14 protein-coding genes are annotated in these 23,232 nt (G+C 73.3%); 8 read left to right on the forward strand and 6 right to left on the reverse strand.

Translation table 11 applies throughout. The features are described 5' to 3' along the window. Positions 1 to 28: 28 nt before the first annotated feature. Both ACJTNH_RS04560 and ACJTNH_RS04565 read left to right on the forward strand, forming a co-directional pair. A complete protein-coding gene (locus ACJTNH_RS04560; protein ID WP_458173084.1) occupies positions 29 to 1,720 on the forward strand; it encodes an acyl-CoA mutase large subunit family protein in 1,692 nt (563 codons plus the stop codon). Between the two features lie 159 nt (positions 1,721 to 1,879). After that, on the forward strand, positions 1,880 to 2,794 hold the full coding sequence (locus ACJTNH_RS04565) for a tetratricopeptide repeat protein (RefSeq protein ID WP_458173085.1): 915 nt from the start codon (positions 1,880 to 1,882) through the stop codon (positions 2,792 to 2,794). Between the two features lie 138 nt (positions 2,795 to 2,932). Here ACJTNH_RS04565 and ACJTNH_RS04570 read toward each other — a convergent pair whose 3' ends face one another. From ACJTNH_RS04570 to ACJTNH_RS04590, 5 genes are all read right to left on the reverse strand, one after another. Continuing rightward, the gene (locus tag ACJTNH_RS04570; RefSeq protein ID WP_458173086.1) at positions 2,933 to 4,348 is read right to left on the reverse strand and encodes a neutral zinc metallopeptidase; all 1,416 of its coding nucleotides are present in this window, start codon (positions 4,346 to 4,348) and stop codon (positions 2,933 to 2,935) included. A 154-nt stretch (positions 4,349 to 4,502) separates the two neighbouring features. Then, a complete protein-coding gene (gene glgB, locus ACJTNH_RS04575; RefSeq protein WP_458173087.1) occupies positions 4,503 to 7,727 on the reverse strand; it encodes a 1,4-alpha-glucan branching protein GlgB in 3,225 nt (1,074 codons plus the stop codon). Between the two features lie 95 nt (positions 7,728 to 7,822). Then, entirely contained in the window at positions 7,823 to 9,190 is a 1,368-nt protein-coding gene (locus ACJTNH_RS04580) for a maltokinase N-terminal cap-like domain-containing protein (protein ID WP_458173088.1), read from the reverse strand. Continuing rightward, positions 9,190 to 11,061: a maltose alpha-D-glucosyltransferase gene (gene treS / locus ACJTNH_RS04585; RefSeq protein ID WP_458173089.1), complete on the reverse strand. Its 1,872-nt coding sequence runs from the start codon at positions 11,059 to 11,061 to the stop codon at positions 9,190 to 9,192. The genes ACJTNH_RS04580 and treS overlap by 1 nt, the downstream gene beginning before the upstream one ends. Before the next feature lie 102 nt (positions 11,062 to 11,163). Continuing rightward, on the reverse strand, positions 11,164 to 13,170 hold the full coding sequence (locus tag ACJTNH_RS04590; protein ID WP_458173090.1) for an alpha-1,4-glucan--maltose-1-phosphate maltosyltransferase: 2,007 nt from the start codon (positions 13,168 to 13,170) through the stop codon (positions 11,164 to 11,166). 166 nt (positions 13,171 to 13,336) lie between these two features. On the opposite strand from ACJTNH_RS04590, the gene glgP reads away from it, so the two are divergent. Continuing rightward, positions 13,337 to 15,886: an alpha-glucan family phosphorylase gene (gene glgP, locus ACJTNH_RS04595; RefSeq protein ID WP_458173091.1), complete on the forward strand. Its 2,550-nt coding sequence runs from the start codon at positions 13,337 to 13,339 to the stop codon at positions 15,884 to 15,886. A gap of 252 nt (positions 15,887 to 16,138) precedes the next feature. Beyond that, a complete protein-coding gene (locus tag ACJTNH_RS04600) occupies positions 16,139 to 17,104 on the forward strand; it encodes an FHA domain-containing protein (RefSeq protein WP_458173092.1) in 966 nt (321 codons plus the stop codon). Positions 17,105 to 17,298: 194 nt separating this feature from the next. Here ACJTNH_RS04600 and glgX read toward each other — a convergent pair whose 3' ends face one another. Next, a complete protein-coding gene (gene glgX, locus ACJTNH_RS04605) occupies positions 17,299 to 19,446 on the reverse strand; it encodes a glycogen debranching protein GlgX (RefSeq protein ID WP_458173093.1) in 2,148 nt (715 codons plus the stop codon). A 104-nt stretch (positions 19,447 to 19,550) separates the two neighbouring features. On the opposite strand from glgX, the gene ACJTNH_RS04610 reads away from it, so the two are divergent. The 4 genes from ACJTNH_RS04610 to ACJTNH_RS04625 all read left to right on the forward strand — a co-directional run bounded on the left by ACJTNH_RS04610 (position 19,551) and on the right by ACJTNH_RS04625 (position 23,209). Further along, positions 19,551 to 20,309, forward strand: coding sequence for an ABC transporter ATP-binding protein (locus ACJTNH_RS04610; RefSeq protein ID WP_458173094.1), 759 nt, complete (start codon positions 19,551 to 19,553; stop codon positions 20,307 to 20,309). 58 nt (positions 20,310 to 20,367) lie between these two features. Beyond that, entirely contained in the window at positions 20,368 to 21,153 is a 786-nt protein-coding gene (locus ACJTNH_RS04615; RefSeq protein WP_458173095.1) for an enoyl-CoA hydratase/isomerase family protein, read from the forward strand. Between the two features lie 51 nt (positions 21,154 to 21,204). Further along, complete coding sequence (cds1, locus tag ACJTNH_RS04620; RefSeq protein WP_458173096.1) at positions 21,205 to 22,314, forward strand: L-cysteine desulfhydrase Cds1; 1,110 nt, start codon at positions 21,205 to 21,207, stop codon at positions 22,312 to 22,314. Between the two features lie 115 nt (positions 22,315 to 22,429). Next, positions 22,430 to 23,209, forward strand: coding sequence for an electron transfer flavoprotein subunit beta/FixA family protein (locus tag ACJTNH_RS04625; protein WP_458173097.1), 780 nt, complete (start codon positions 22,430 to 22,432; stop codon positions 23,207 to 23,209). Positions 23,210 to 23,232 lie beyond the last annotated feature (23 nt).

Here is a 23,232-nt window from a genome sequence, read left to right on the forward strand (position 1 = left end):
AAGTAGTTGGACGTCCTAGCATCTGGCCATGACGCAGCAGCCGGGCAACGAGGCCCGCAGCCGGTGGCAGCAGCGCTACGACGCGGCGCTGGCCGCCGGGCGGGTGCGGGACGCCGACTTCACCACCCTGTCCGGGCTGGAGGTCGACCCCGCCTACGGGCCGGCCGACGAGCGCGCGGTGCCCGGCTTCGAGCGGATCGGCTGGCCGGGTGAGTTCCCGTTCACCCGCGGCCTGCACGCCACCGGCTACCGCGGCCGGGCCTGGACCATCCGCCAGTTCGCCGGCTTCGGCAACGCCCGGCAGACCAACGAGCGGTTCCGGTCACTGCTGGCCGAGGGTGGGGGAGGCCTGTCGGTCGCCTTCGACATGCCGACCCTGATGGGCCGGGACTCCGACGACCCGCGGGCCCTCGGCGAGGTCGGCCACTGCGGGGTGGCGGTCGACTCCGCCGCCGACATGGACGTGCTCTTCGACGGCATCCCGCTGGAGCAGACGACGACGTCGATGACGATCAGCGGCCCCGCCGTCCCGGTGTTCTGCATGTACCTGGTCGCCGCCGAGCGGCAGGGCGCGGACACCGCACAGCTCAACGGCACCCTGCAGACCGACATCTTCAAGGAGTACATCGCGCAGAAGGAGTGGCTGTTCGCCCCCGAGCCGCACCTGCGCCTGATCGGCGACCTCATGGAGTTCTGCGCCACCGAGATCCCGGCGTACAAGCCGATCAGCGTCTCCGGGTACCACATCCGGGAGGCCGGCTCGACCGCCGCGCAGGAGCTCGCCTACACCCTCGCCGACGGCTTCGGTTACGTCGAGCTCGGCCTCTCCCGCGGCCTGGACGTCGACGTCTTCGCCCCCGGCCTGAGCTTCTTCTTCGACGCGCACATCGACTTCTTCGAGGAGATCGCCAAGTTCCGCGCCGCCCGGCGCATCTGGGCCCGCTGGCTGCGCGACGTCTACGGCGCGCGCACCGAGAAGGCCCAGCAGCTGCGCTTCCACACCCAGACCGCCGGGGTGTCGCTGACCGCCCAGCAGCCGGACAACAACGTCGTCCGGACGGCGGTGGAGGCGCTGGCCGCGGTGCTCGGCGGCACCAACTCCCTGCACACCAACGCCCTGGACGAGGTGCTCGCGCTGCCCAGCGCCAAGGCCGCCCAGATCGCCCTGCGCACCCAGCAGGTGATCGCCGAGGAGACCGGGGTGCTCAACGTGGCCGACCCGCTCGGTGGCTCCTGGTACGTGGAGGCGCTGACCGACGAGCTCGAACGCCAGGCGGAGGAGGTGTTCACCCGGATCCGGGAGATGGGCTCCGACGGCACGATGACCAGCGGCATCCTGCGCGGCATCGAGGACGGCTGGTTCACCGGCGAGATCGCCGAGGCGGCGTTCACCTACCAGCGGGCGCTGGAGAAGGGCGAGAAGAAGGTCGTCGGGGTGAACACGCTGACCGGCTCGGTGGCCGGCGACGACCAGCTGGAGATCCTCCGGGTGAGCCACCAGGTCGAGACCGACCAGCGGGCCGAGCTGGCCGCCCGCCGGCAGGCCCGGGACGACGAGGCCGCCCGGGCCGCGGTGGCCCGGATGGTCGAGGTGTCCAGGACCGAGGCCAACATGGTGCCGGCCATGCTGGACGCCGCCCGTGCCGAGGCGACCCTGGGCGAGATCTGCGACGCGCTGCGCGCCGAGTGGGGCACCTACACCGAGCCCGCCCGCTTCTGAGCCGCCGCGCGGTCCGCACCCGGTCGGCGGAGCCAGGGGAGGGCGGCCGGGCCCCCCGGACGGGGCCGACACGCCCAGCGGCGGGGTGGGATGATCGAGGTCATGCAGCCCAATCGTCCCGCTCGAACCGATCCCCGGGCCGCTGCCCAGCAGGCCAGGATGGCGGCCTCGCTGGCCGGCGCGGTCGACCTCGCCGCGGTCCAGGCGCGCAACGAGGCGGCAGCTCGCGCCGCGGCCGCCCCGCCGCCGAGTGCCGCGGCGCCGGCCGGCGCACCGGGCAGCGCCGTCGTCGACGTCACCGAGGCGACGTTCCAGTCCGAGGTGCTCGACCGGTCGTTCCAGGTGCCGGTCGTGCTGGACCTGTGGGCCGAGTGGTGCGGCCCGTGCAAGCAGCTCTCCCCGGTGCTGGAGCGGCTGGCCACCGAGGGGGCCGGCTCCTGGGTGCTGGCCAAGGTCGACGTCGACGCCAACCCGGCGCTCGCCCAGGGGCTGCGCGTCCAGGGCATCCCGGCGGTGAAGGCCGTCTGGCAGGGCCAGCTGGTCGCGGAGTTCACCGGCGCCATCCCTGAGGAGCAGGCCCGGCAGTTCATCACCGAACTGGTCGCCGCCACCAGCGGCGGGGCCGTGCCGGGTGCCGCCGAGGGCGAGGAGCCCGCCGAGGCCGAGGACCCCCGGCTCGACCTGGCCGAGGCGGCGCTGGACGCGGGTGACCTGGCCGGTGCCGAGGCGGCCTACCAGGCCATCCTGGACGCCGAGCCCGACCACCCGGTCGCCGGGCTGGCGCTGCGCCAGGTGAAGCTCTTCCGCCGCGCGGAGGAGGCCGGCCCCGACGCGCTCGCCGCGGCCGACGCCGCCCCCGACGACGTCGCCGCGCAGACCCGGGCCGCGGACTTCCTGCTCGGCACCGGCGACGTCGACGGCGCCTTCGCCCGGCTGCTCGACGTCGTCCGGCGCACCGCCGGGGAGGACCGCGACCGGGCCCGGACCCACCTGGTCGAGCTGTTCGGCATCGTCGGCGACGAGGACCCGCGGGTCGGCCCGGCCCGCCGCGCCCTCATGACCGCCCTCTTCTAGGAGGCCCGCTGCCCCCACCGCTGGCACGCCGTCCGGTCTCCTCGCGGAGGCCCACCGGGAGCTCGCGAGTGGTGGGGGCCGGGCGTGGTCCGGCGGCGCACCCCGAGCCGGTGAGGGGGACGGATCCGGCAGCCTACGTCAGGAGCCGAGGTCGCAGGCCTCCAGGCCCTCCAGCACACCGCCCCGGAAGACGTCGACCAGCTGGAAGCCGGTGAGCTCGGCGTCCGGCAGCACGGTGGGGTCGGTGGCGTACTCCAGCAGGAAGGACACGCTCTCGTCGGCGTCACCGGGGGAGATGGTCAGCACCGTGCTCTGCCCGCTCAACACCGAGGCGGTGAAGGCCCCCGCCGAGCAGACGGCGGTGCGCAGCGCGTCCTGGCCGTCGGCGGGCTCACCCAGCTGGTCGAGGGCGGCCAGCGCGTAGGGGATCGCCAGTGCGGTCAGCACGGCGTAGTCGCCGCCCTGCTCGGCGGCGTAGAGCGGCTCGGTCAGGTCGACCTGGTCGTAGCGCACCGTCTCGTCGTCGGGGCAGTACAGCAGGTCGACGTCGGCGTCGGCCCCGTCGCAGTCGGTGCGCCGGGCGAACGGCTCGATCGCCGGCGGGGTGAAGTCGGCGCCGCGCTCGGCGAGCGCGGCTTCCCAGAACTCCGCGAGCCCCTCGGGGGCGAAGGTGGACACCGTCGTCTCGTAGGGGGCGTCACCGCCGGTGGCGAGGTCCTGGTCGGTCTGGAACTCGCCCTGGGTGTACTGGCGGTCGGCGCCGAACTCGTCGCGGCAGGCGGTGGGGCCGTCGTCGAAGCCCTCCTGGAAGGCCGACACCCGGTCGAAGTACGAGCCGTGCGCCGCCTCCTCGCTCAGGCCGGTGCCCACCGGGTCGCGCAACAGCAGGTAGCCGCGCAGCACGTCGTCCAGCTCGGCCGGGCGGATCGAGCTGTGCGGGGCGCTGCCCTCGGCGACCCGCGCCGTCCAGGAGCCGGCGAAGCAGTCGGCCTGGGTCTCGATCGCGATGGACGCCTGCAGCGGGTACCCGACCCGGCCCTGCACGGCGTGCCCGAACTCGTGGGCCATCACCAGGGCGGGGATGAACCGCCCGTACCCGGCGGCGAGGTCGTCGAGGAAGGCGCGGTCGTACTGGATGGCGTCGCCGTTGGGGTACTCGCCGCCCGGCCCGCAGTAGAAGGCGTTGTCCTCGACGGCGTCCGGCGGCTCGCCGCAGCCGATCTGCCCGCCCGGGTACGCCGCGGGGTCGAGCGCGCCGGGGTCGACCGAGTAGTAGCCACCGGTCAGCGGCGCGAAGTCCTGGCCGAAGGTGCCGGGGAACTGGTCGCCCCAGTAGAGGTTGAGGTCGGCGAGGGCGTTGCGGGCGATCCGGTCGATCTCTCCGTCGGTCGCCCCGATGATCGGGAACTCCTCCGGGGTGACGTCACCGGACGCGCCCGACAGCGGCGTGCCCGTGCCCTCGATGAGGGTGACCGCGCAGCCGGTGAGCACGGTGCTGCCCAGCAGGACGCCCAGCACGGCCCCGGTGAGCAGCCGGCGGGGCGAGGACGGCATGGGCTCCCGATCGGTCGGTGCTGCCGGGCCCGGCAGCCAGGTGTTCCATCGTCGTGCAGCGGCACGTACCCGGCGACGGGCCGGCGACTCCTGGTGGACCCGACCCGACGACGGCGGGGTGGGACCCCGGAGGACCCCACCCCGCCGCCGGCGATCAGCTGCGGTCGGGGACCGGCTCGCTGTCCGGGGCGGCGACCTCGCCGGCCGCCTCCGCCGCCCCCGACGCCTCGGCTGCGGCGACCTGGGCGGGGTCGGCCGGCTCGCCGTCGTCGGGCAGCTCGGGCTCTGGGCCCTCGTGCACGAACCAGACGGTGCCCAGCGGGGGGACGGTCAGCGTCGCCGACCACGGCTGCCCGTGCCATGCCTCGGCCACCGCGTCGACACCGCCCAGGTTGCCGACCCCGGAGCCGCCGTAGCCCTCCGAGTCGGTGTTGATCAGCTCGCGCCAGCGCCCGCCGCGCGGCAGCCCGACCCGGTAGTCGTGGTGCGGCCCCCCGGAGAAGTTCGCGACGCAGGCCAGGACCTGCCCGTCCTTGCCGTAGCGGAGGAAGGTCAGCGTGTTGCCCCCGGCGTCGTTCGCGTCGATCCACTGGAAACCGGCCGGGTCGACGTCCTGCGACCAGAGCGCCTCGGTGTCCTTGTAGACCGTGTTGAGGTCGCGGACCAGGTCGAGCACGCCGCGGTGCGCCGGGTCGTCGAGGTGCCACCAGTCCAGCGAGCGGCTCTCCGCCCACTCGGAGAGCTGGCCGAACTCCGAGCCCATGAACAGCAGCTGCTTGCCCGGGTGCGCCCACATGTAGCCCAGGTAGGCGCGCAGGTTGGCCAGCTGCTGCCACCGGTCACCGGGCATCTTCCGGATCAGCGAGCCCTTGCCGTACACGACCTCGTCGTGGCTGATCGGCAGGACGTAGTTCTCCGAGAACGCGTAGACCAGGGAGAACGTGAGCTGGCCGTGGTGGTAGCTGCGGTACACCGGCTGGTTGGCCATGTAGCCCAGCGAGTCGTGCATCCAGCCCATGTTCCACTTGAAGCCGAAGCCCAGGCCGCCGAGGTAGGTGGGGCGGGTGACCCCCGGCCAGGCGGTCGACTCCTCGGCGATGGTGACCACGCCGGGCACCTCGCGGTAGACGGTGGCGTTCATCTCCTGGAGGAACGCCACCGCTTCCAGGTTCTCCCGGCCGCCGTACTGGTTCGGCGTCCACTCACCGTCGTTGCGCGAGTAGTCCAGGTAGAGCATCGAGGCGACCGCGTCGACCCGGATGCCGTCGACGTGGAACTCCTGGGCCCAGAACAGGGCGTTGGCGACGAGGAAGTTGCGCACCTCGGGCCGGCCGAAGTCGAAGACGTAGGTGCCCCAGTCCGGCTGCTCGCCGCGGCGTGGGTCGGCGTGCTCGTAGAGCGGGGTGCCGTCGAAGCGGGCCAGCGCCCACTCGTCCTTGGGGAAGTGCGCCGGCACCCAGTCGACGATGACGCCGATGCCGGCCTGGTGTGCGGTGTCGATCAGGTACCGCAGGTCGTCCGGGCTGCCGAAGCGCGAGGTCGGCGCGTAGTAGGAGGTGACCTGGTAGCCCCACGAGCCACCGAAGGGGTGCTCGGCCAGCGGCATGAACTCCAGGTGGGTGAACCCGGCGTCCTTGACGTAGGCGACCAGCTCGTCGGCCATCTCCCGGTAGGACAGGCCCTGCCGCCACGAGCCGGCGTGCACCTCGTAGACGCTCATCGGACGCTGGTGCCAGTTGCCCTCGGCCCGCTGGGCCAGCCACTCGTCGTCGCGCCACTCGTGCGTGCTGGCGGTGACGACCGAGGCGTTGGCCGGGGGGACCTCGGTGGCGAAGGCGAACGGGTCGCTCTTGACCCGCCACTGACCGTCGGCGCCGAGCACGTGGTACCGGTAGCGGGTGCCGACCTGGGCGCCGGGCACGAAGATCTCCCAGACGCCGGAGGAGCCCAGCGACCGCATCGGGTAGGCGCGGGCCTCCCAGTAGTCGAAGTCGCCGGTGACCTTCACGCCGCGTGCGTTGGGCGCCCAGACGGCGAACGACACGCCCTCGACGACCCCGCCCGGGGTGTCGTAGCTGCGCACGTGCGCGCCGAGCACGGTCCAGAGCTTCTCGTGCCGGCCCTCGCGGAGCAGGTGCTGGTCGAGCTGGCCGAGGGTGGGCAGCCAGCGGTAGGGGTCGTCGACGGTGAAGGTGTCGGTGCCGCCCTGCCCGTTGGGGTAGACGACCTCGATCCGGTAGTCACCCGGCTGCTGGGGGAGCTGCGCCTCGAAGACCCCGCCGCGGAAGACCTGGCGCGCCTCGTAGCGGGTGCCGTCCTGGTCGACCACGACGACCGCGACCGCGTCCGGCCGCAGGGTGCGCACGACCCAGCCCTCGGCGACCCGGTGGGCGCCGAGCACCCCGTGCGGGTCGAAGGACCAGCCGTCGACGACGGCGGCCAGCTGCTCCTCGCCGACCTCGCGGGCGGCCGGGACGGCGTCGGCCGGCACCGAGCTGCTGACCGGGGCCTCGCCCTCGGGCAGGGCGTCGACCAGCTGGGCGGCAGCGGGCTCGGGTGCCTGGTCCGGTGCCGGCGGGAGGTCGGAGACCTCACCGACGACCAGGTCGGCGGTGGTGAGGTCGGCGCTGCCGCCCTCGGCGGGAGGCTCGGCCGGGGTCGGCTCGGCGGCGGCCGGCTCGCTCGCCCCGGCGGTGGGCGAGGTGCCGGCGGTGGGCGAGGTGCCGGGGGCCGGCGCGGCCTCGGCGTCGGCGTCGGTGCCGGGCTCCGCCGGCACCGTGTCCGGGGCCAGCTCGTCGCCGGGCTCGGAGGCGGTGTCGGCCGGCGAGTCGCCGCCGGTGCCGGCGTGCTCGCCGCTCTCCGGCGCCTGCGGGGTGCTGGGCTCGGCCGGGTCCGGGTTCGGCGGCTCGGGCTGCGGAGCGGAGGGTGCGGCCGGGTTGCCGGGCTCGGCGATCGGCGCCGGGGCGACCACCGGGGAGGCGGTGACCTGCTTGGCGGCCTTGCGCGGAGCCCGCTTCGCCGGCACGGGGGCCTCCCCGGCGGCGGGAGTGGCCTTCTTCGCTGCCCGCTTGGTGGTCTTCTTCGCGGCGGGCGCGGCCTCGGTGCCCTCGACGGCCAGGGTCGTCTGGTCGCCGTCCCCGGCCTCCGCGGCGGTGGCCTTCCTGGCCGGCGCCTTGCGGGCGGTGGCCTTCTTGACCGGGGCGTCGCCGGCCGCCTTCTTGGCCGGGGCCTTCTTCGCGGCGGCCTTGCGGGTCGCCTTCCTGGCCGGGGGCGTGTCGTCGCTGGCCTCGCTGGCCTCGCGCACCGCCTCGGTCTTCTCCTCGACCCGGCGCATGAGCTCGTCCCGGTCGGCGGGCTGTTCGGGGGTGTCGGTCGTCATGGGGTCCTCACGTCTTCTTGGTCGTCCGGGCCGTCAGGCCCCTCTGCAGGGACCCGCCGCGAGCTTGCGAGTGGTGGGGGCAGAGGGGTCCTCCATCAGTCGCCGGAGGTCAACCGGGACAGCGAGCTGAGCGGGATCATCAACCAGTGCGGGCGGTTGCGCGCTTCGTAGACGCACTCGTACACCGCCTTGTCGGCCTCGAGAGCACGCAGCAGCGCAGAGTCATCGGAAAGGGGGACGCCGCCACCGGCGGAGTAGCCGGCGCAGAAGGCGGCGCGGTTGCGCTCGGCCCACTCCTGGGCGCGGTAGGCCCGCTGCGGGTCATCCGGCTGCTCGACGAGCATGTGCCGGGCGGCGTAGTCGAAGGAACGGAGCATGCCGGCCACGTCGCGCAGCGGGGTGTCCAGCTCGCGGCGGGAGGCCAGCGGCCGGGCCGGCTCGCCCTCGAAGTCGAGCACGATCCAGCCGGTCGTCGTCCGGAGCACCTGGCCCAGGTGCAGGTCGCCGTGCACCCGCTGACGCACCACCGGCTCGTCGGTCCCGGCCACGGCCGCGTAGAGCGCGCGCAGCGCGTCCCCGTGCTCGGCCAGGTCCGGGACGACGGCGAGCGCCGCCTCCAGCCGGGCGGTCATCTGCTCGGCGACGGTGGCGTACCAGGCCCGGTCGGCGGGCTCGGAGGGCAGCACCCGGGCGAGGTCGGCGTGCACCGAGGCGGTGGCCTCGCCCAGCCGCTCGCTCTCCCCGGCGAAGTCCCCGCCCACCTCGTCGGCGTGCAGGTCGGCCTCGGCGTAGAGGTCGCGCACGCTGGAGGTGGCCAGCCGCCAGCCGTCGCTGGCGTTGGGCACGAAGGTCTGCAGCATCGCCACCGTCGCCGGCTCGAGGCCGTTCGGGTCGTCGATCTCGATGTGCCCGAGCAGTGGCGCGATGTGCTCGTTGTCGGCCTGGCGGAGCGCGTCGTGGATCTCCACGTCCGGGTTCAGCCCCGGCTCCAGCCGGCGGAACAGCTTGAGGATCGCGCTCTCGCCGTAGACCAGGGAGGTGTTGCTCTGCTCGGTGGAGATGACGTCGCCGGGCACGCCCTCGGGGATGTAGGACACCCCGGCCGGGTGGAAGCGCATCGGGCCGACGGTCGAGGCGGCCACCAGGTGGGTCAGCCACGGGACGGTGGCGTCCCGGTCGCGCATCGCGTCGTAGGCGTAGTTCTCACCCTGCGCACCGGGCACCGCGCCGACGAAGGCCGTGGACAGCTCCTCGGCGGGGGCGTTCCGCCAGGACAGCGGGACCAGGTAGGTCTCCGACGCGCCGTCGGTGTAGGTGACCCGGACCCGGTGCACCGACAGCGCCGGGTCGGACTGGTCGAGGAAGAACCCCTCCTCGGCCACCCCGGCCCACTCCCGGCCCTTGCCGCCGAACCAGCGCTGCCCGGGCATCCAGTCCGCGAGCATGTCGGTCAGAGCGCTCATCAGGCTTCTCCGTGGGTCGTGGTGGTGGGGGCCTCGGCACCGAGGCCACCGCTTCCGGCCGGGGCCTCGGTCGCGCCGACGACGCCGGCGTCGAGCAGGGACTGCGCCACGCTGCTGCTCACCGTCGTCTCCCAGCTCTCCTCCTCCTCGGCCGCCGGGGCGGCGGGCTTGGAGAGCTCGAACCAGTAGAAGCCGTGGCCACCGAGGGTGAGCATGTACGGCAGCACCCCGATCTGGGGGAACTGCACGCGACCGGTCAGCTCGACCGGGGTGTAGCCCTCGAAGCGGCGGAGGTCCAGCTCCACCGGCTGCGGGAACCGGGACAGGTTGTTCACGCACAGCACGATGTCGTCGCCGAACTCGCGGACGAACGACAGCACCGTGGGGTTGCGCGATCCGATCTCGGTGAAGCTGCCGACGCCGAAGGTCGGGTGCTGCTTGCGGATCGAGATCATCGTCCGGGTCCAGTGCAGCAGCGAGTTCGAGTTCCGCAGCTGGGCCTCGACGTTGGTGACCTGGAACCCGTAGACCGGGTCGGCGACCAGCGGCAGGTGCATGCGCTGGGGGTCCGCGGTGGAGAAGCCGCCGTTGCGGTCCGGCGTCCACTGCATCGGGGTGCGCACACCGTCGCGGTCACCGAGCCAGATGTTGTCGCCCATCCCGATCTCGTCGCCGTAGTACATGACCGGCGAGCCGGGCAGCGACATCAGCAGGGCGGTGAACAGCTCGAGGGTGTCCAGGTCGTTGTCCAGCAGCGGGGCCAGCCGCCGGCGGATGCCGATGTTGGCCTTCATCCGGGGGTCCTTGGCGTACTCCCCCCACATGTAGTCCCGCTCCTCGTCGGTGACCATCTCCAGGGTCAGCTCGTCGTGGTTGCGGAGGAAGACGCCCCACTGGCAGTTCTCCGGGATGGCCGGCGTCTGGGCCATGATCTCGGAGATGGGGAAGCGCTGTTCCCGGCGCACGGCCATGAACAGGCGCGGCATCACCGGGAAGTGGAAGGCCATCTGGCACTCGTCGCCGTTCTCGCCGAAGTACTCGACGACGTCGGCCGGCCACTGGTTCGCCTCGCACAGCAGCACCCGGTCGGGGTACTCGGCGTCGACGACCTTGCGCACCTCCTTGAGGAACGCGTGGGTCTTCGGGAGGTTCTCGCAGTTGGTCCCCTCCTCCTCGAACAGGTAGGGGACGGCGTCGAGACGGAAGCCGTCGATGCCCAGGTCCAGCCAGAAGCGCAGGGCGTCGAGGATCGCCTCCTGCACCTTCGGGTTCTCGAAGTTCAGGTCGGGCTGGTGGCTGAAGAAGCGGTGCCAGAAGTACTGCTTGCGCACCGGGTCGAACGTCCAGTTCGAGCTCTCGGTGTCGACGAAGATGATCCGGGCGTCGGCGTAGCCGGTGTCGTCGTCGGCCCACACGTAGAAGTCGCCGTAGGGGCCCTCGGGGTCGCTGCGGCTGGCCTGGAACCAGGGGTGCTGGTCCGAGGTGTGGTTCATGACGAAGTCGATGATCATCCGCATGCCGCGGGAGTGGGCGGCCTCGATCAGCTCCTTGAAGTCCTCGATGTCGCCGAACTCCGGCAGCACCGCGGTGTAGTCGCTGACGTCGTAGCCGCCGTCGCGCAGCGGGGAGGCGAAGAACGGGGGCAGCCAGAGGCAGTCGACGCCGAGCCACTGCAGGTAGTCGAGCTTGCCGATCATGCCGCGCAGGTCGCCGATGCCGTCGGCGTTGCTGTCGGCGAACCCGCGGACGAGCACCTCGTAGAAGACGGCGCGCTTGAACCACTCGGGGTCGCTCCCCGGCGGGGGCAGCGCTGACTCGGCCGACTGCTCGCCCGCACCGGGGGTCGACTGTGCGGGGACGGGGAGGGTCATGAACTCGGTCCTCGTTCGTTGCTGGGAGTGGATCTGGGCGACGAGGGCGCCGGCCGGCGGCTCGGCCGGCGCCACGACGGCGGGTGAGGACGGGTCAGGGGGTCACTGGGGCTGGATCGGGGTGGGCAGGCTGCGGTGCACGGTGAACACGTGGGCCGGCTCGCGGTAGGGGTCGAGCTCGACGTAGTTGGCCTGCCCCCAGTCGTAGCGGGCGCCGGTGATCTCGTCCGTGACGGCGAACCGGTCGGACCAGTCCAGCCCGAGGGCGGGCATGTCCAGGGCCGTGGTGCCGATCTGGGTGTAGGTGCTGTTCAACGACACCACCACCAGCACCGCGTCGTCCGAGCCGGGGTCGGTCTTGGAGAAGCAGATGAGGTTCTCGTTGTCGACCGCGTGGAACCGCAGCGTCCGCAGCTGCTGCAGCGCCGGGTGCGCGCGGCGGATCTCGTTGAGCCGGCGCAGGTAGGGCGCGAGGGTGCGGCCGGAGGCCTCGGCGGCGGCCCAGTCCCGCGGGCGCAGCTGGAACTTCTCGGTGTCCAGGTACTCCTCGCTGCCCGGCCGCAGACCGACGTGCTCGAAGAGCTCGTACCCGGAGTAGACGCCCCAGGTCGGGCTCATCATCGAGGCGAGCGCCGCGCGGATCTTGAACATCGGCGGGCCGCCCACCTGCAGGGTCTCGTGCAGGATGTCCGGGGTGTTCACGAAGAAGTTCGGCCGCATGTAGTGCGCGTTGCTGGCCAGCTCCCGGCCGTACTCCTCCAGCTCCCAGCGCTCGGTGCGCCAGGTGAAGTAGGTGTAGCTCTGGGTGAAGCCGATCCGGGCCAGCTGGTGCATCATCGCCGGCCGGGTGAACGCCTCGGCCAGGAACAGCACGTCCGGGTCGGTCTTCTTGACCTCCCAGATCAGCCAGTGCCAGAAGTTCAGCGGCTTGGTGTGCGGGTTGTCGACCCGGAACACCCGCACGCCGGCGTCCGTCCAGTGCCGCACGACCCGCAGGACCTCGGCGTAGATGCCCTCGGGGTCGTTGTCGAAGTTGATCGGGTAGATGTCCTGGTACTTCTTCGGCGGGTTCTCCGCGTAGGCGATCGTGCCGTCGGGCTTGGTGGTGAACCACTCGGGGTGCGACTGCACCCAGGGGTGGTCCGGCGCCGCCTGCAGGGCCAGGTCGAGCGCGACCTCCATGCCCAGCTCACGGGTGCGGGCGACGAAGGCCTTGAAGTCGTCGAGGGTGCCCAGCTGCGGGTGGACGGCGTCGTGCCCGCCCTCGTCGCTGCCGATCGCCCACGGTGAGCCGACGTCGTCGGGCTCGGCCACCAGGGTGTTGTTCTTGCCCTTGCGGTTGACCTTGCCGATCGGGTGGATCGGGGGCAGGTAGACGACGTCGAAGGCCATGTCGGCGATCGCCGGCAGCCGCTCGGCGGCCTGGGCGAAGGTGCCGTGGGTCGGGGTGCCGCCGACCACCGGGCCCTCCGAGCGGGGGAAGAACTCGTACCAGGAGCCGTAGAGCGCGCGCGGGCGGTCGACCCACAGCTCGATCCGCTGGGAGGGGGTGACCAGCCGGCGCACCGGGTGGTCGTGCAGCACGCGCTGCAGCGCGGGGGAGAGCGCCGGGGCGATCCGGGCGGTCAGCTCCAGCGACCCGTCGCGGAGGGCGGCGGCCGCGCCGAGGAGGGCGTCGCGGTGCTCGTCGGGGGCGCCGCCGGCGACCTCCTCGAGCAGCCGTGCCCCGGACTCGAGGTCGTTGGCCAGTTCGTCGGGGCCCTGCCCGGCCTCGACCTTCACCTCGACGTCGTGGTGCCAGGTGCTCAGCGGGTCGTCCCACGCCTCGACGTGGTAGCTCCACAGCCCCTCGCGGTCGGGCACGACGGTGGCGACCCACCGGTCGGGCTCGGGGCCGAACTTGGTCATCCGCACCAGCGGCTGCGCCGCGGCGTCCCCGTCCGGGGGCGTGAGGACGACGTTGGCCGCGACGGCGTCGTGGCCCTCGCGGAAGACGGTGGCGGTGATCGGCAGGTGCTCACCGACCACGGCGCGGGTCGAGAACGACCCGCAGGACACGACGGGGGCGACATCGGAGATGCCGAGGCGGAGGTCAGCGCGGCCAGTCATCGCCGCAACGCTATCTAGATCGAAGCCAGCGGGCACCTCGGCGGCCTGCGCAGTCAGCCGGGAGGGGGAGACCGGGGGACGGCGTGGACACCGCGGAGCCGGGCGGATGTGACCCAGCTCGCTCTCGGACCGCTGCCGGACGTCTCCGGCCGCTAGGGTCGGCCGGGTGCGAGCCCTCCGCAGACTGACCGTCCGCGCCGCCCTCCCCGAGGCGCTGCTGCCGCTGTCCCAGCTGGTCACGAACCTGCGCTGGTCGTGGCACCCCGAGACCCGCGACCTGTTCGAGGCCCTGGACCCCGAGCTGTGGGGCAGCTGCGGCGGTGACCCGGTCCGGGTGCTCGGCGAGGTGTCCGCAGAGCGGCTGGCGACGCTGGCCGACGACCGGGAGTTCCTCGGCCGGCTGCAGGCCGCCGCCGACGACCTCCGCGACTACCTGCAGGCGCCGCACTGGTACCAGTCCCTCGGTCCCGGGGCGCCCACCTCGATCGCCTACTTCTCCGCCGAGTTCGGCATCACCGAGGTCCTCCCGCAGTACTCCGGCGGGCTGGGCATCCTCGCCGGGGACCACCTGAAGGCCGCCTCCGACCTCGGGGTCCCGCTGATCGGCGTCGGCCTGCTGTACCGGTCGGGCTACTTCTCCCAGGGGCTGTCCGCCGACGGCTGGCAGCTGGAGCACTACCCGGCGCTCGACCCGCACGGCCTGCCGCTGAAGCTGCTGCGCGACGCCGACCGGAACGCGGTGCTGATCACCGTGCCGCTGCCGGAGGGCCGGTTGCTGCACGCCCACGTGTACCGGGCCCAGGTCGGCCGCGTCTCGCTGCTGCTGCTGGACAGCGACATCGAGGAGAACGCCCCGGCCGAGCGCGGGGTCACCGACCGGCTCTACGGCGGCGGGGAGGACCACCGGCTCCGCCAGGAGATGCTGCTGGGCATCGGCGGCGTCCGGGCGCTGCGGGCCTTCTGCTCGCTCACCGGCACCCCGCAGCCGGAGGTGTTCCACGCCAACGAGGGCCACGCCGGCTTCCAGGGCGTCGAGCGCATCCGGGAGCTGACCGAGTCGCACGGGCTGTCCTTCGCCGAGGCCCTGCAGGCGGTGCGCGGCGGCACGGTGTTCACCACGCACACGCCGGTGCCCGCGGGCATCGACCGCTTCCCGCGGGCGCTGATCGAGCGCTACTTCGCCGGCTTCGGCGTCCCGGTCGACCAGCTGCTGCCGCTGGGCGCCGAGGAGGACCCGAGCAAGTTCAACATGGCGCACATGGGCCTGCGGCTGGGGCAGCGGGCCAACGGGGTGAGCCAGCTGCACGGGCACGTCAGCCGGGACATGTTCGGTGCCCTGTGGCCCGGCTTCGACGCCGACGACGTCCCGATCGGGTCGATCACCAACGGGGTGCACGCCCCGACCTGGACGGCCCGGGAGCTGGTGGAGCTGGGCACCCAGACCACCAGCCAGGGCGACCCCCTGGACGTCGACGGCGACGTGCACTTCGACGGGGTCGACCGGATCTCCTCCGGGGAGCTGTGGGCCACCCGGCGGCTGCTGCGTGGCCGGCTGGTGGAGGAGGTGCGGCGGCGGGTGCGGGCGACCGCGCTGTCCCGCGGTGCGGCCGAGGCCGAGCTGGGCTGGATCGAGACGGCCTTCGACCCCGACGTGCTCACCGTCGGGTTCGCCCGGCGCGTGCCGTCGTACAAGCGGCTCACCCTGATGCTGCGCGACCCGGCGCGGCTCAAGGCGCTGCTGCTGGACGAGCAGCGGCCGATGCAGCTGGTCATCGCGGGCAAGAGCCACCCGGCCGACGACGGCGGCAAGCAGCTGATCCAGCAGATGGTGAAGTTCGCCGACGACCCGGAGATCCGGCACCGGATCGCCTTCCTGCCCAACTACGACATCGGCATGGCCCGCTACCTGTACTGGGGCTGCGACGTCTGGCTGAACAACCCGCTGCGCCCGCTGGAGGCCTGCGGCACCTCGGGCATGAAGTCCGCGCTCAACGGCGGGCTCAACCTCTCCATCCGCGACGGCTGGTGGGACGAGTGGTTCGACGGCCAGAACGGCTGGGCGATCCCGACCGCAGACGGGGTCGCCGACCCCGACCGGCGGGACGAGGTGGAGGCCCAGGCCATCTACGAGCTGCTCGACCGGCAGGTGCTGCCCCGCTTCTACGAGGTGGACGGCGACGGCGTCCCGACCCGCTGGGTGGAGATGGTCCGCGACACCCTCCGGGAGACCGGCCCCAAGGTGCTGGCCACCCGGATGGTGCGCGACTACGTGCAGCGGCTGTACGTGCCCGCGGCCGGGTCGGCGCGGGCGATGGCGGGCGACGGGTACGAGGCGGCCCGGGCCGAGGCGGTCTGGCGGGCGCGACTGCTGGAGAACTGGCCCGGCGTGCGGGTGGCGCACGTGGAGGCCACCGGGGTGGGGGAGACCCCGGAGATCGGTGGCGGCATCGACCTGCGGGCCGAGGTCGAGCTGCCCGGGCTCGCCCCGTCCGACGTCCTGGTCGAGGCGGCCTACGGGCGGGTGGACGACGCCGACCGGCTGCACGCGGTGACGACGGCGCCGCTGCGGCACGAGCACACCGAGGGGTCGCGGCACTGGTTCACCGGCACGGTGCCGCTGACCCGCACCGGCGCCTTCGGGTACACGGTGCGGGTGCTGCCGCACTCGGCGGCCCTCGTGGTGCCGGCCGAGCTGGGGCTCGTGGTCAACGCCTGATGAAGGACCCTGCTGCCCCCCACGCCTCGCGAGCTCGGCGCGGGCCCCTGCAGCAGGGCCGTTTCGGGTGCGGACCGTCGCATGCTCGTCGTCCGGTCAGGCACAGTAGGTGGTCATCCGACCCCGGTCGGTGTCCACCGTGCTGCGACGGGTGTGACCGCTGGTACTGGTCGTGCACAACGGACGGATGACACGGCGTGCCACGGTGCCGCGCGGTCACCGGAGCCCCGTGCGGTCATTAGGCTGGCCGTCATGCCCGACCGCTGTGAGGTGCTCCCCGGAGACTCTGTCGTCGCCCGCCGTGGCGGTGGCCTGCTGTGGGTCGACGCCCCCGGGTCGCCGGCGCTGGTGGCGGCGCTGCACGCCTGCCTGGGGGTCGCCGGTCCCGGCGCCGACCGGGTGCTGGCGGCGGTGGCCGGGCAGGTGACCCGGCTGGCCGACGGCCCGGCCTCCTTCGCCCTGGTGCTCGCCGACACCACCGGCGGCACCGGCACCGGCGTGGCGCTGTGGTCGGGCAAGGGCCAGCCGGCCGTGGACGGGGTGCCGGTGTCGGGCTCCGCCGTCGACGGCTGCACGCTCGCCGCCGGGTTCTCCCTCGGCCAGACCCTCTACGTCGGCCCGGGGCAGCCGGCCGCCGCCATGCCACCGGGCGTCGCCCTCGACCTGGTCGAGGGCACCGTCCCGGGTTCCGGTGCGCTGCTGCAGCTGGCCGCCCCCGCGTCGGCCTCGGTCGTCCCGCCGGCCACCGCGCTGCCCAGCGGCGAGTCGTTCACCGCAGGGTCCGACGCCGGCTTCGGCAACTCCGGCCGGATCGCCAGCCAGCCGGTCGGCCAGGGCGGCGAGCAGACCGCGTTCTGGCGGCCCGAGCCGCCGGCCGCGCCGGTGCTGCGCTTCGACGACGGCATGGTCGTCACCGTCGACGAGGACCTCGTGCTCGGTCGCCGTCCCGACGGCCACGACCTGGTCACCGGCGGCACGGCCCGCCCGGTCCCGATCGCCGACACCCAGAACGTGCTGTCCTCGGCCCACGCCGCGATCCAGCGCTCCGGCCGGGAGGTCTCGCTGACCGACCTCGGCTCGCTGAACGGCACCCACGTCGCCGGCCCCGAGGCCACCGAGTGGACCCAGCTGGAGCCGGGCGTGCCGCACCCCCTCGCCGACGGCGACCGGCTGCTGCTCGGCTGGACCGTCATCACCTTCGAGCAGGCCGCCGAGTAGGCAGTCCCACGCCGAGAGGCCCCGTTCCCACCCGGGAACGGGGCCTCTCGCGTTCCGGCGGACCTGGACGGCGTGGGTGAGCCGGGGCCGGGTGATCGGGAGGAGTGGGGCCCGGAGGGTCCCGCGGTCGAGCGACGGGGCGGCTCACCGTCGTCGGGACGGCCGCTGGCCGCGGAGCGATCCGGAGGATCGCCTCAGACGTTGCGCAGCACGCGCAGCGCCCAGACCGACCGGCCGGGCAGCTGCGCGCGCCCGGGCGCCAGCGCCGTGGGTTCGGGCGGGGTGCCGGTGGCGTACTCGGTGGCCAGCACCAGCTCGTAGCCGTCGCCCCACGGGGCCCCGGGCAGGACGACGTCCACCGGGTCGGCGCCGGCGTGCAGCCAGATCAGCCAGGAGTCGTCGATGACCGGCCGGCCGCGCTGGTCGCGCAGCCGCAGCCCCCGGCCGTCGAGGTACATGCCGATGGTCTGCAGGCCGGTGTCGAACCAGTCGCTGCTGGCCAGCTGCTCACCGCCCGGGGCGAACCAGGCCAGGTCGCGGGTCCCGCCGGTGCCGGGCACCTCGCTGCCCTCGAAGAAGGCCTCCTGGCGCAGCGCCGGTGAGCTGCGGCGCAGCGCGATGGCGTGCGCGACGAAGCTCCACAGGTCCGCGTCGATGGCGCCCCAGTCCAGCCAGGAGACCTCGTTGTCCTGGCAGTAGGCGTTGTTGTTGCCGCCCTGGGTGCGGCCCAGCTCGTCACCGGCGGTGAGCATCGGCACGCCGGTGGACAGCAGCAGCGTGGCCAGGTGGTTGCGCACCTGGCGGGCCCGCAGCTCGGTCACCGCGGGGTCGTCGGTGGGGCCTTCGACGCCGCAGTTCCAGTTGCGGTTGTGGCTCTCGCCGTCCCGGTTGTCCTCGCCGTTGGCCTCGTTGCGCTTCTGCTCGTAGGTCACCAGGTCGGCCATGGTGAAGCCGTCGTGGGCGGTGACGAAGTTGACCGAGGCGAAGGGGCGACGGCCGTCGGAGCGGTACAGGTCCGAGGAGCCGGTCAGCCGGTAGGCGAGGTCCCGCACCCCGACCCGGGCGCCGGACCAGACGTCGCGCACGGTGTCCCGGTACTTGCCGTTCCACTCGGTCCACGGCGGCGGGAAGTTGCCCACCTGGTAGCCGCCCTCGCCGACGTCCCACGGCTCGGCGATCAGCTTCACCGTGCTGACCACCGGGTCCTGGTGGACGACGTCGAAGAAGGCCGACAGCCGGTCGACGTCGTGCATGGAGCGGGCGAGCGCCGAGGCGAGGTCGAAGCGGAACCCGTCCACGTGCATCTCGGTCACCCAGTAGCGCAGCGAGTCCATCAGCAGCGCCAGCACCGGCGGACGGCGGACGTCGAGGGTGTTGCCGCAGCCGGTGTAGTCGGTGTAGCGGGAGGGGTCCTCGCCGTTCAGCCGGTAGTAGCCGCCGTTGTCGATGCCGCGGAAGGACAGCGTCGGGCCGGTGTGGTCGCCCTCGGCCGTGTGGTTGTAGACGACGTCGAGGATCACCTCGATGCCCGCGGCGTGCAGTGCCTTGACCATCGCCTTGAACTCGGTCACCTGGGCCCCGCCCGAGCCCATCGAGCTGTAGGCGGCGTGCGGGGCGAAGTAGCCCAGGGTGTTGTAGCCCCAGTGGTTGGTGAGGTCGCGGCGCAGCAGGTGCGGCTCGCTGACGAAGTGGTGCACCGGCAGCAGCTCGACCGCGGTCACCCCCAGGGAGACCAGGTGCTCGACGAACGCCGGGTGGGCCAGGCCCGCGTAGGTGCCGCGCAGCGCCGGCGGGACGTCCGGGTGCCGCATGGTCGCGCCCTTGACGTGCACCTCGTAGACGACGGTGTCCGACCACGGGGTGCGCAGCACCGTGTCGCCCTCCCACGGGAAGGAGTCGTGGATGACCACGCCGCGGGGCACGAACGGTGCGGAGTCGGCGGGGTCGGGGCGGGTGGGGTCGGTGCGGTCCCAGCCGAACAGCGCGTCGTCCAGGCGCAGCTCGCCGTCCACGGCCCGGGCGTAGGGGTCCAGCAGCAGCTTCGCCGGGTTGTACCGGGCCCCGGAGGCCGGGTCGTGGTGCCCGTGCACCCGGTAGCCGTAGCGCTGGCCCGGCCCGACGCCGGGCAGCCGGCCGTGCCAGACCTGGTGGGTGGTCTCCTGCAGGCGCTGGCGGTGCTCGCTGCCGTCGGGGTCGAACAGGCACAGGTCGACCGCTGAGGCGCCCGCCGACCAGAGGGCGAAGTTGGTGCCGGTGCCGTCCCAGTGGGCGCCCAGCGGCGCCGGGACGCCGGGCCACACCTCCACCTGCCGGCCGGCGGTCGACGCGCTCAGATCGGTCACGTCGGCCATCGTGCCCGACTCGCCCCGAGCCCGGTGCCCGCGACGCGGGGCGGGATGGTCTGATGGGCCACGTGTGGACTGAGCCGGTCGTCGAGATCCGGGGTGTGGACGTCGTCCGAGGCCAGGCGCACCTGTTGCGCGGGGTCGACTGGACCGTCCGGCCCGAGGAACGCTGGGTCCTGCTGGGCCCCAACGGGGCGGGGAAGACCACGCTGCTGCAGCTGGTCGGCGCGCAGCTGCACCCCACCCGCGGGGAGGTCGGGATCCTCGGGGAGACCCTCGGCGCGGTCGACGTCTTCGAGCTGCGCCCCCGCATCGGGCTGACCAGCGCGGCGCTCGCCCAGCGGATCAACCCGAGCGAGCGGGTGGGCGACATCGTGGTCAGCGCCGGGTACGCCGTCGTCGGCCGGTGGCGGGAGCGCTACGACGTCGCCGACCTGACCCGGGCCGCGGTGCTGATGCAGCAGTGGGGCGTGGCCCGGATGGCGCACCGGCCCTTCGGCACGCTGTCGGAGGGGGAGCGCAAGCGCACCCAGATCGCCCGTGCCCTGATGACCGACCCGGAGCTGCTGCTGCTCGACGAGCCCGGCGCCGGACTGGACCTCGGCGGCCGGGAGGACCTGGTCGCCCGGTTGTCCGCGCTGGCGGAGGACCCGAACGCCCCGGCGCAGGTGCTGGTCACCCACCACGTCGAGGAGATCCCGCCGGGCTACACCCACGCGCTGCTGCTGCGCGGCGGTGAGGTCGTCTCGGCCGGCCCGGTCGACGAGGTGCTCACCGCCCCGTTGCTGTCCGAGGCGTTCGGCCTGCCGCTGGACGTCAAGCGCGAGGGCGGCCGGTTCAGCGCGCGCCGCGCTGCCTGAGACGCCGCCCTAGGCTGCGGCGGACGAGGACGTCCCGGACCACCAGCAGGAGGCAGTCATGGCAGACCCGGAGTTCGTCACCCTGCAGGTCGAGGACGGCGTCGGCACCATCCGGCTCGACCGGCCGAAGATGAACGCGATCGACGAGCAGCTGCACCGGGAGGTCCGGGCGGCGGCACTGCAGGCGACCGAGCGGGCCGACGTGCGGGCCGTCGTGCTCTACGGCGGTGAGCGGGTGTTCGCCGCCGGCGCCGACATCAAGGCGATGTCCCAGCTGACCGGCGCGAGCATGGTCGCCTGGGGTCGGGAGCTGACCGCGTCGTTCACCGCGGTGGCCCGCATCCCCAAGCCGGTGATCGCCGCGGTCACCGGCTACGCCCTGGGCGGGGGATACGAACTGGCACTGTGCGCCGACTTCCGGGTGCTGGGCAGCAGCGCCAAGGTGGGGCAGCCGGAGATCCAGCTGGGCGTGATCCCGGGCGCGGGCGGCACCCAGCGGCTGGCCCGGCTGGTCGGTCCGGCCAAGGCCAAGGACCTGGTGTTCACCGGCCGGCACGTGGGCGCCGAGGAGGCCCTGGAGATGGGGCTGGCCGACGCCGTCGTCCCGGACGAGGAGGTCTACCCGACCGCCGTGGCGATGGCCCGCAAGTTCGCCGCCGGCCCGCCGCTGGCCCTGGCCGCGGCCAAGCGCGCGATCGACGAGGGGCTGGACGGCGACCTGGACACCGGCCTGGCGCTGGAGAGCCGGCTGTTCGCCGAGCTGTTCGACACCGAGGACCAGGCGACCGGCATGCGCTCGTTCCTGGAGCAGGGCCCCGGCAAGGCGACCTTCACCGGCCGCTGACCGTCCCCAGGCACACCGAGCCGGACGGCGGTGGTGCGGGATCATGCCGGGGTGACCGCTCCGGGCCCCGCTGACGTCGACCGCTCCGACCGCACCGACCGCGCCTGGGTCGAGCGAGCGGTGGCCTTGGTCGAGGCCGACGCGCACCGCAGCGCCGACACCCACCTGCTGGTCTACCCGCTGCCCCCGGAGTGGGGCGTCGACCTCTACCTCAAGGACGAGTCGACGCACCCGACCGGCAGCCTGAAGCACCGGCTGGCCCGCTCGCTGTTCCTCTACGCGCTGTGCTCGGGGCAGCTGCACGAGGGCAGCACCGTGGTGGAGGCCTCCAGCGGCTCGACCGCGGTCAGCGAGGCCTACTTCGCCCGGATGCTGGGCCTGCCGTTCGTGGCGGTGATGCCGGCGACGACGAGCGCGGAGAAGATCGCGCTGATCGAGTTCCACGGCGGCCGCTGCCACCTGGTCGCCGACGCCGGCAGCGTCTACGACGAGGCCCGCCGGATCGCCGCCGAGACCGGTGGGCACTACCTGGACCAGTTCACCAACGCCGAGCGGGCCACCGACTGGCGGGGCAACAACAACATCGCCGAGTCGGTGTTCGAGCAGATGGGCCGGGAGCGGCACCCGGTGCCGGAGTGGGTGGTGGTCGGCGCCGGCACCGGCGGCACCAGCGCGACCATCGGCCGGTACGTGCGGTACCGCCGGCTGCCCACCCGGCTGGCCGTCGTCGACCCGGAGGGCTCGGCGTTCTTCCCCGGCTGGCGGGACGCCGACCCGGCCACGACCGGCCGCGGCTCGCGGATCGAGGGCATCGGGCGCCCGCGGGTGGAGCCGTCGTTCGTGCCGACGATCGTCGACCGGATGGTGTGCGTGCCCGACGCCGCGTCGCTGGCCGCGATGCGGCACCTGGAGCGGGCGACCGGCCGCCGGGCGGGGGCGTCGACCGGGACCAACCTGTGGGGGGCGTTCTCCCTGGTGGCCGAGATGGTCGCGGCCGGGCGCACCGGGAGCGTGGTCACGTTGCTGTGCGACGGCGGCGAGCGCTACGCCTGCACCTACTACGACGACCAGTGGGTGGCCGGTCAGGGCCTGGACCTGGCGCCGCACACCGCCGTCCTGGAGCACTTCGCCCGCACCGGGGAGTGGGCGCCCGCCGGGTGACCCGGGTCACCAACCCCCTCCCTGCCCAGCGGGTGTTACCCGCAAGTAGCCTCGATGATCGGCAGCGAGGCGGGCACCGCCCGTGCCACGAGACGACACGGAGGATGGTCTGACGATGAACATCGTCGTTCTGGTCAAGCAGGTCCCCGACTCCGGCAGCGAGCGGAAGCTGGACCCGTCGGACAACACCGTCGCGCGGGCGACCGCCGACAACGTGATCAACGAGATGGACGAGTACGCCATCGAGGAGGCGCTGACGGTCAAGGAGGCCCACGGCGGCGAGGTCACCGTGCTGACCGTCGGCCCCGACACCGCCACCGACGCCATCCGCAAGGCCCTGTCGATGGGCGCGGACAAGGCGGTGCACGTCTCCGACCCGGCGATCCACGGCGCCTGCGCGCCGCAGACCAGCGCGATCATCGCCGCGGCGCTGTCGCAGCTGGAGTACGACCTGGTGCTGTGCGGCGCCGAGTCCACCGACGGGCAGGTGTCGGTGATGCCGGCGCTGCTGTCCGAGCGGCTGGGCATCCCGCAGCTGTCCGGCGCCCGCAAGCTCACGATCGAGGGCTCGATGGCCAAGATCGAGCGGCAGACCGACGGTGGGTACTGGGAGGTCGAGGCGCCGCTGCCGGCGATCGTCTCCACCTGGGACACGATCAACGAGCCGCGCTACCCCTCCTTCAAGGGGATCATGGCCGCCAAGAAGAAGCCGGTGGAGACCAAGACGCTGGCCGACCTGGGCATCGACCCGGGCACCGTCGGCCTGGCCACCGCCACCAGCAAGGTCCTCGAGTTCGCCGGCCGCCCGCCCAAGGGCGAGGGCGTGAAGGTCACCGACGAGGGCGACGGGGCCGAGAAGCTCGTGGGCTACCTGGCCGCCCAGAAGATCGTCTGACCCGGCCGCCGAGCCCCGACACC

It is taken from the genome of Modestobacter lacusdianchii, assembly GCF_054177765.1.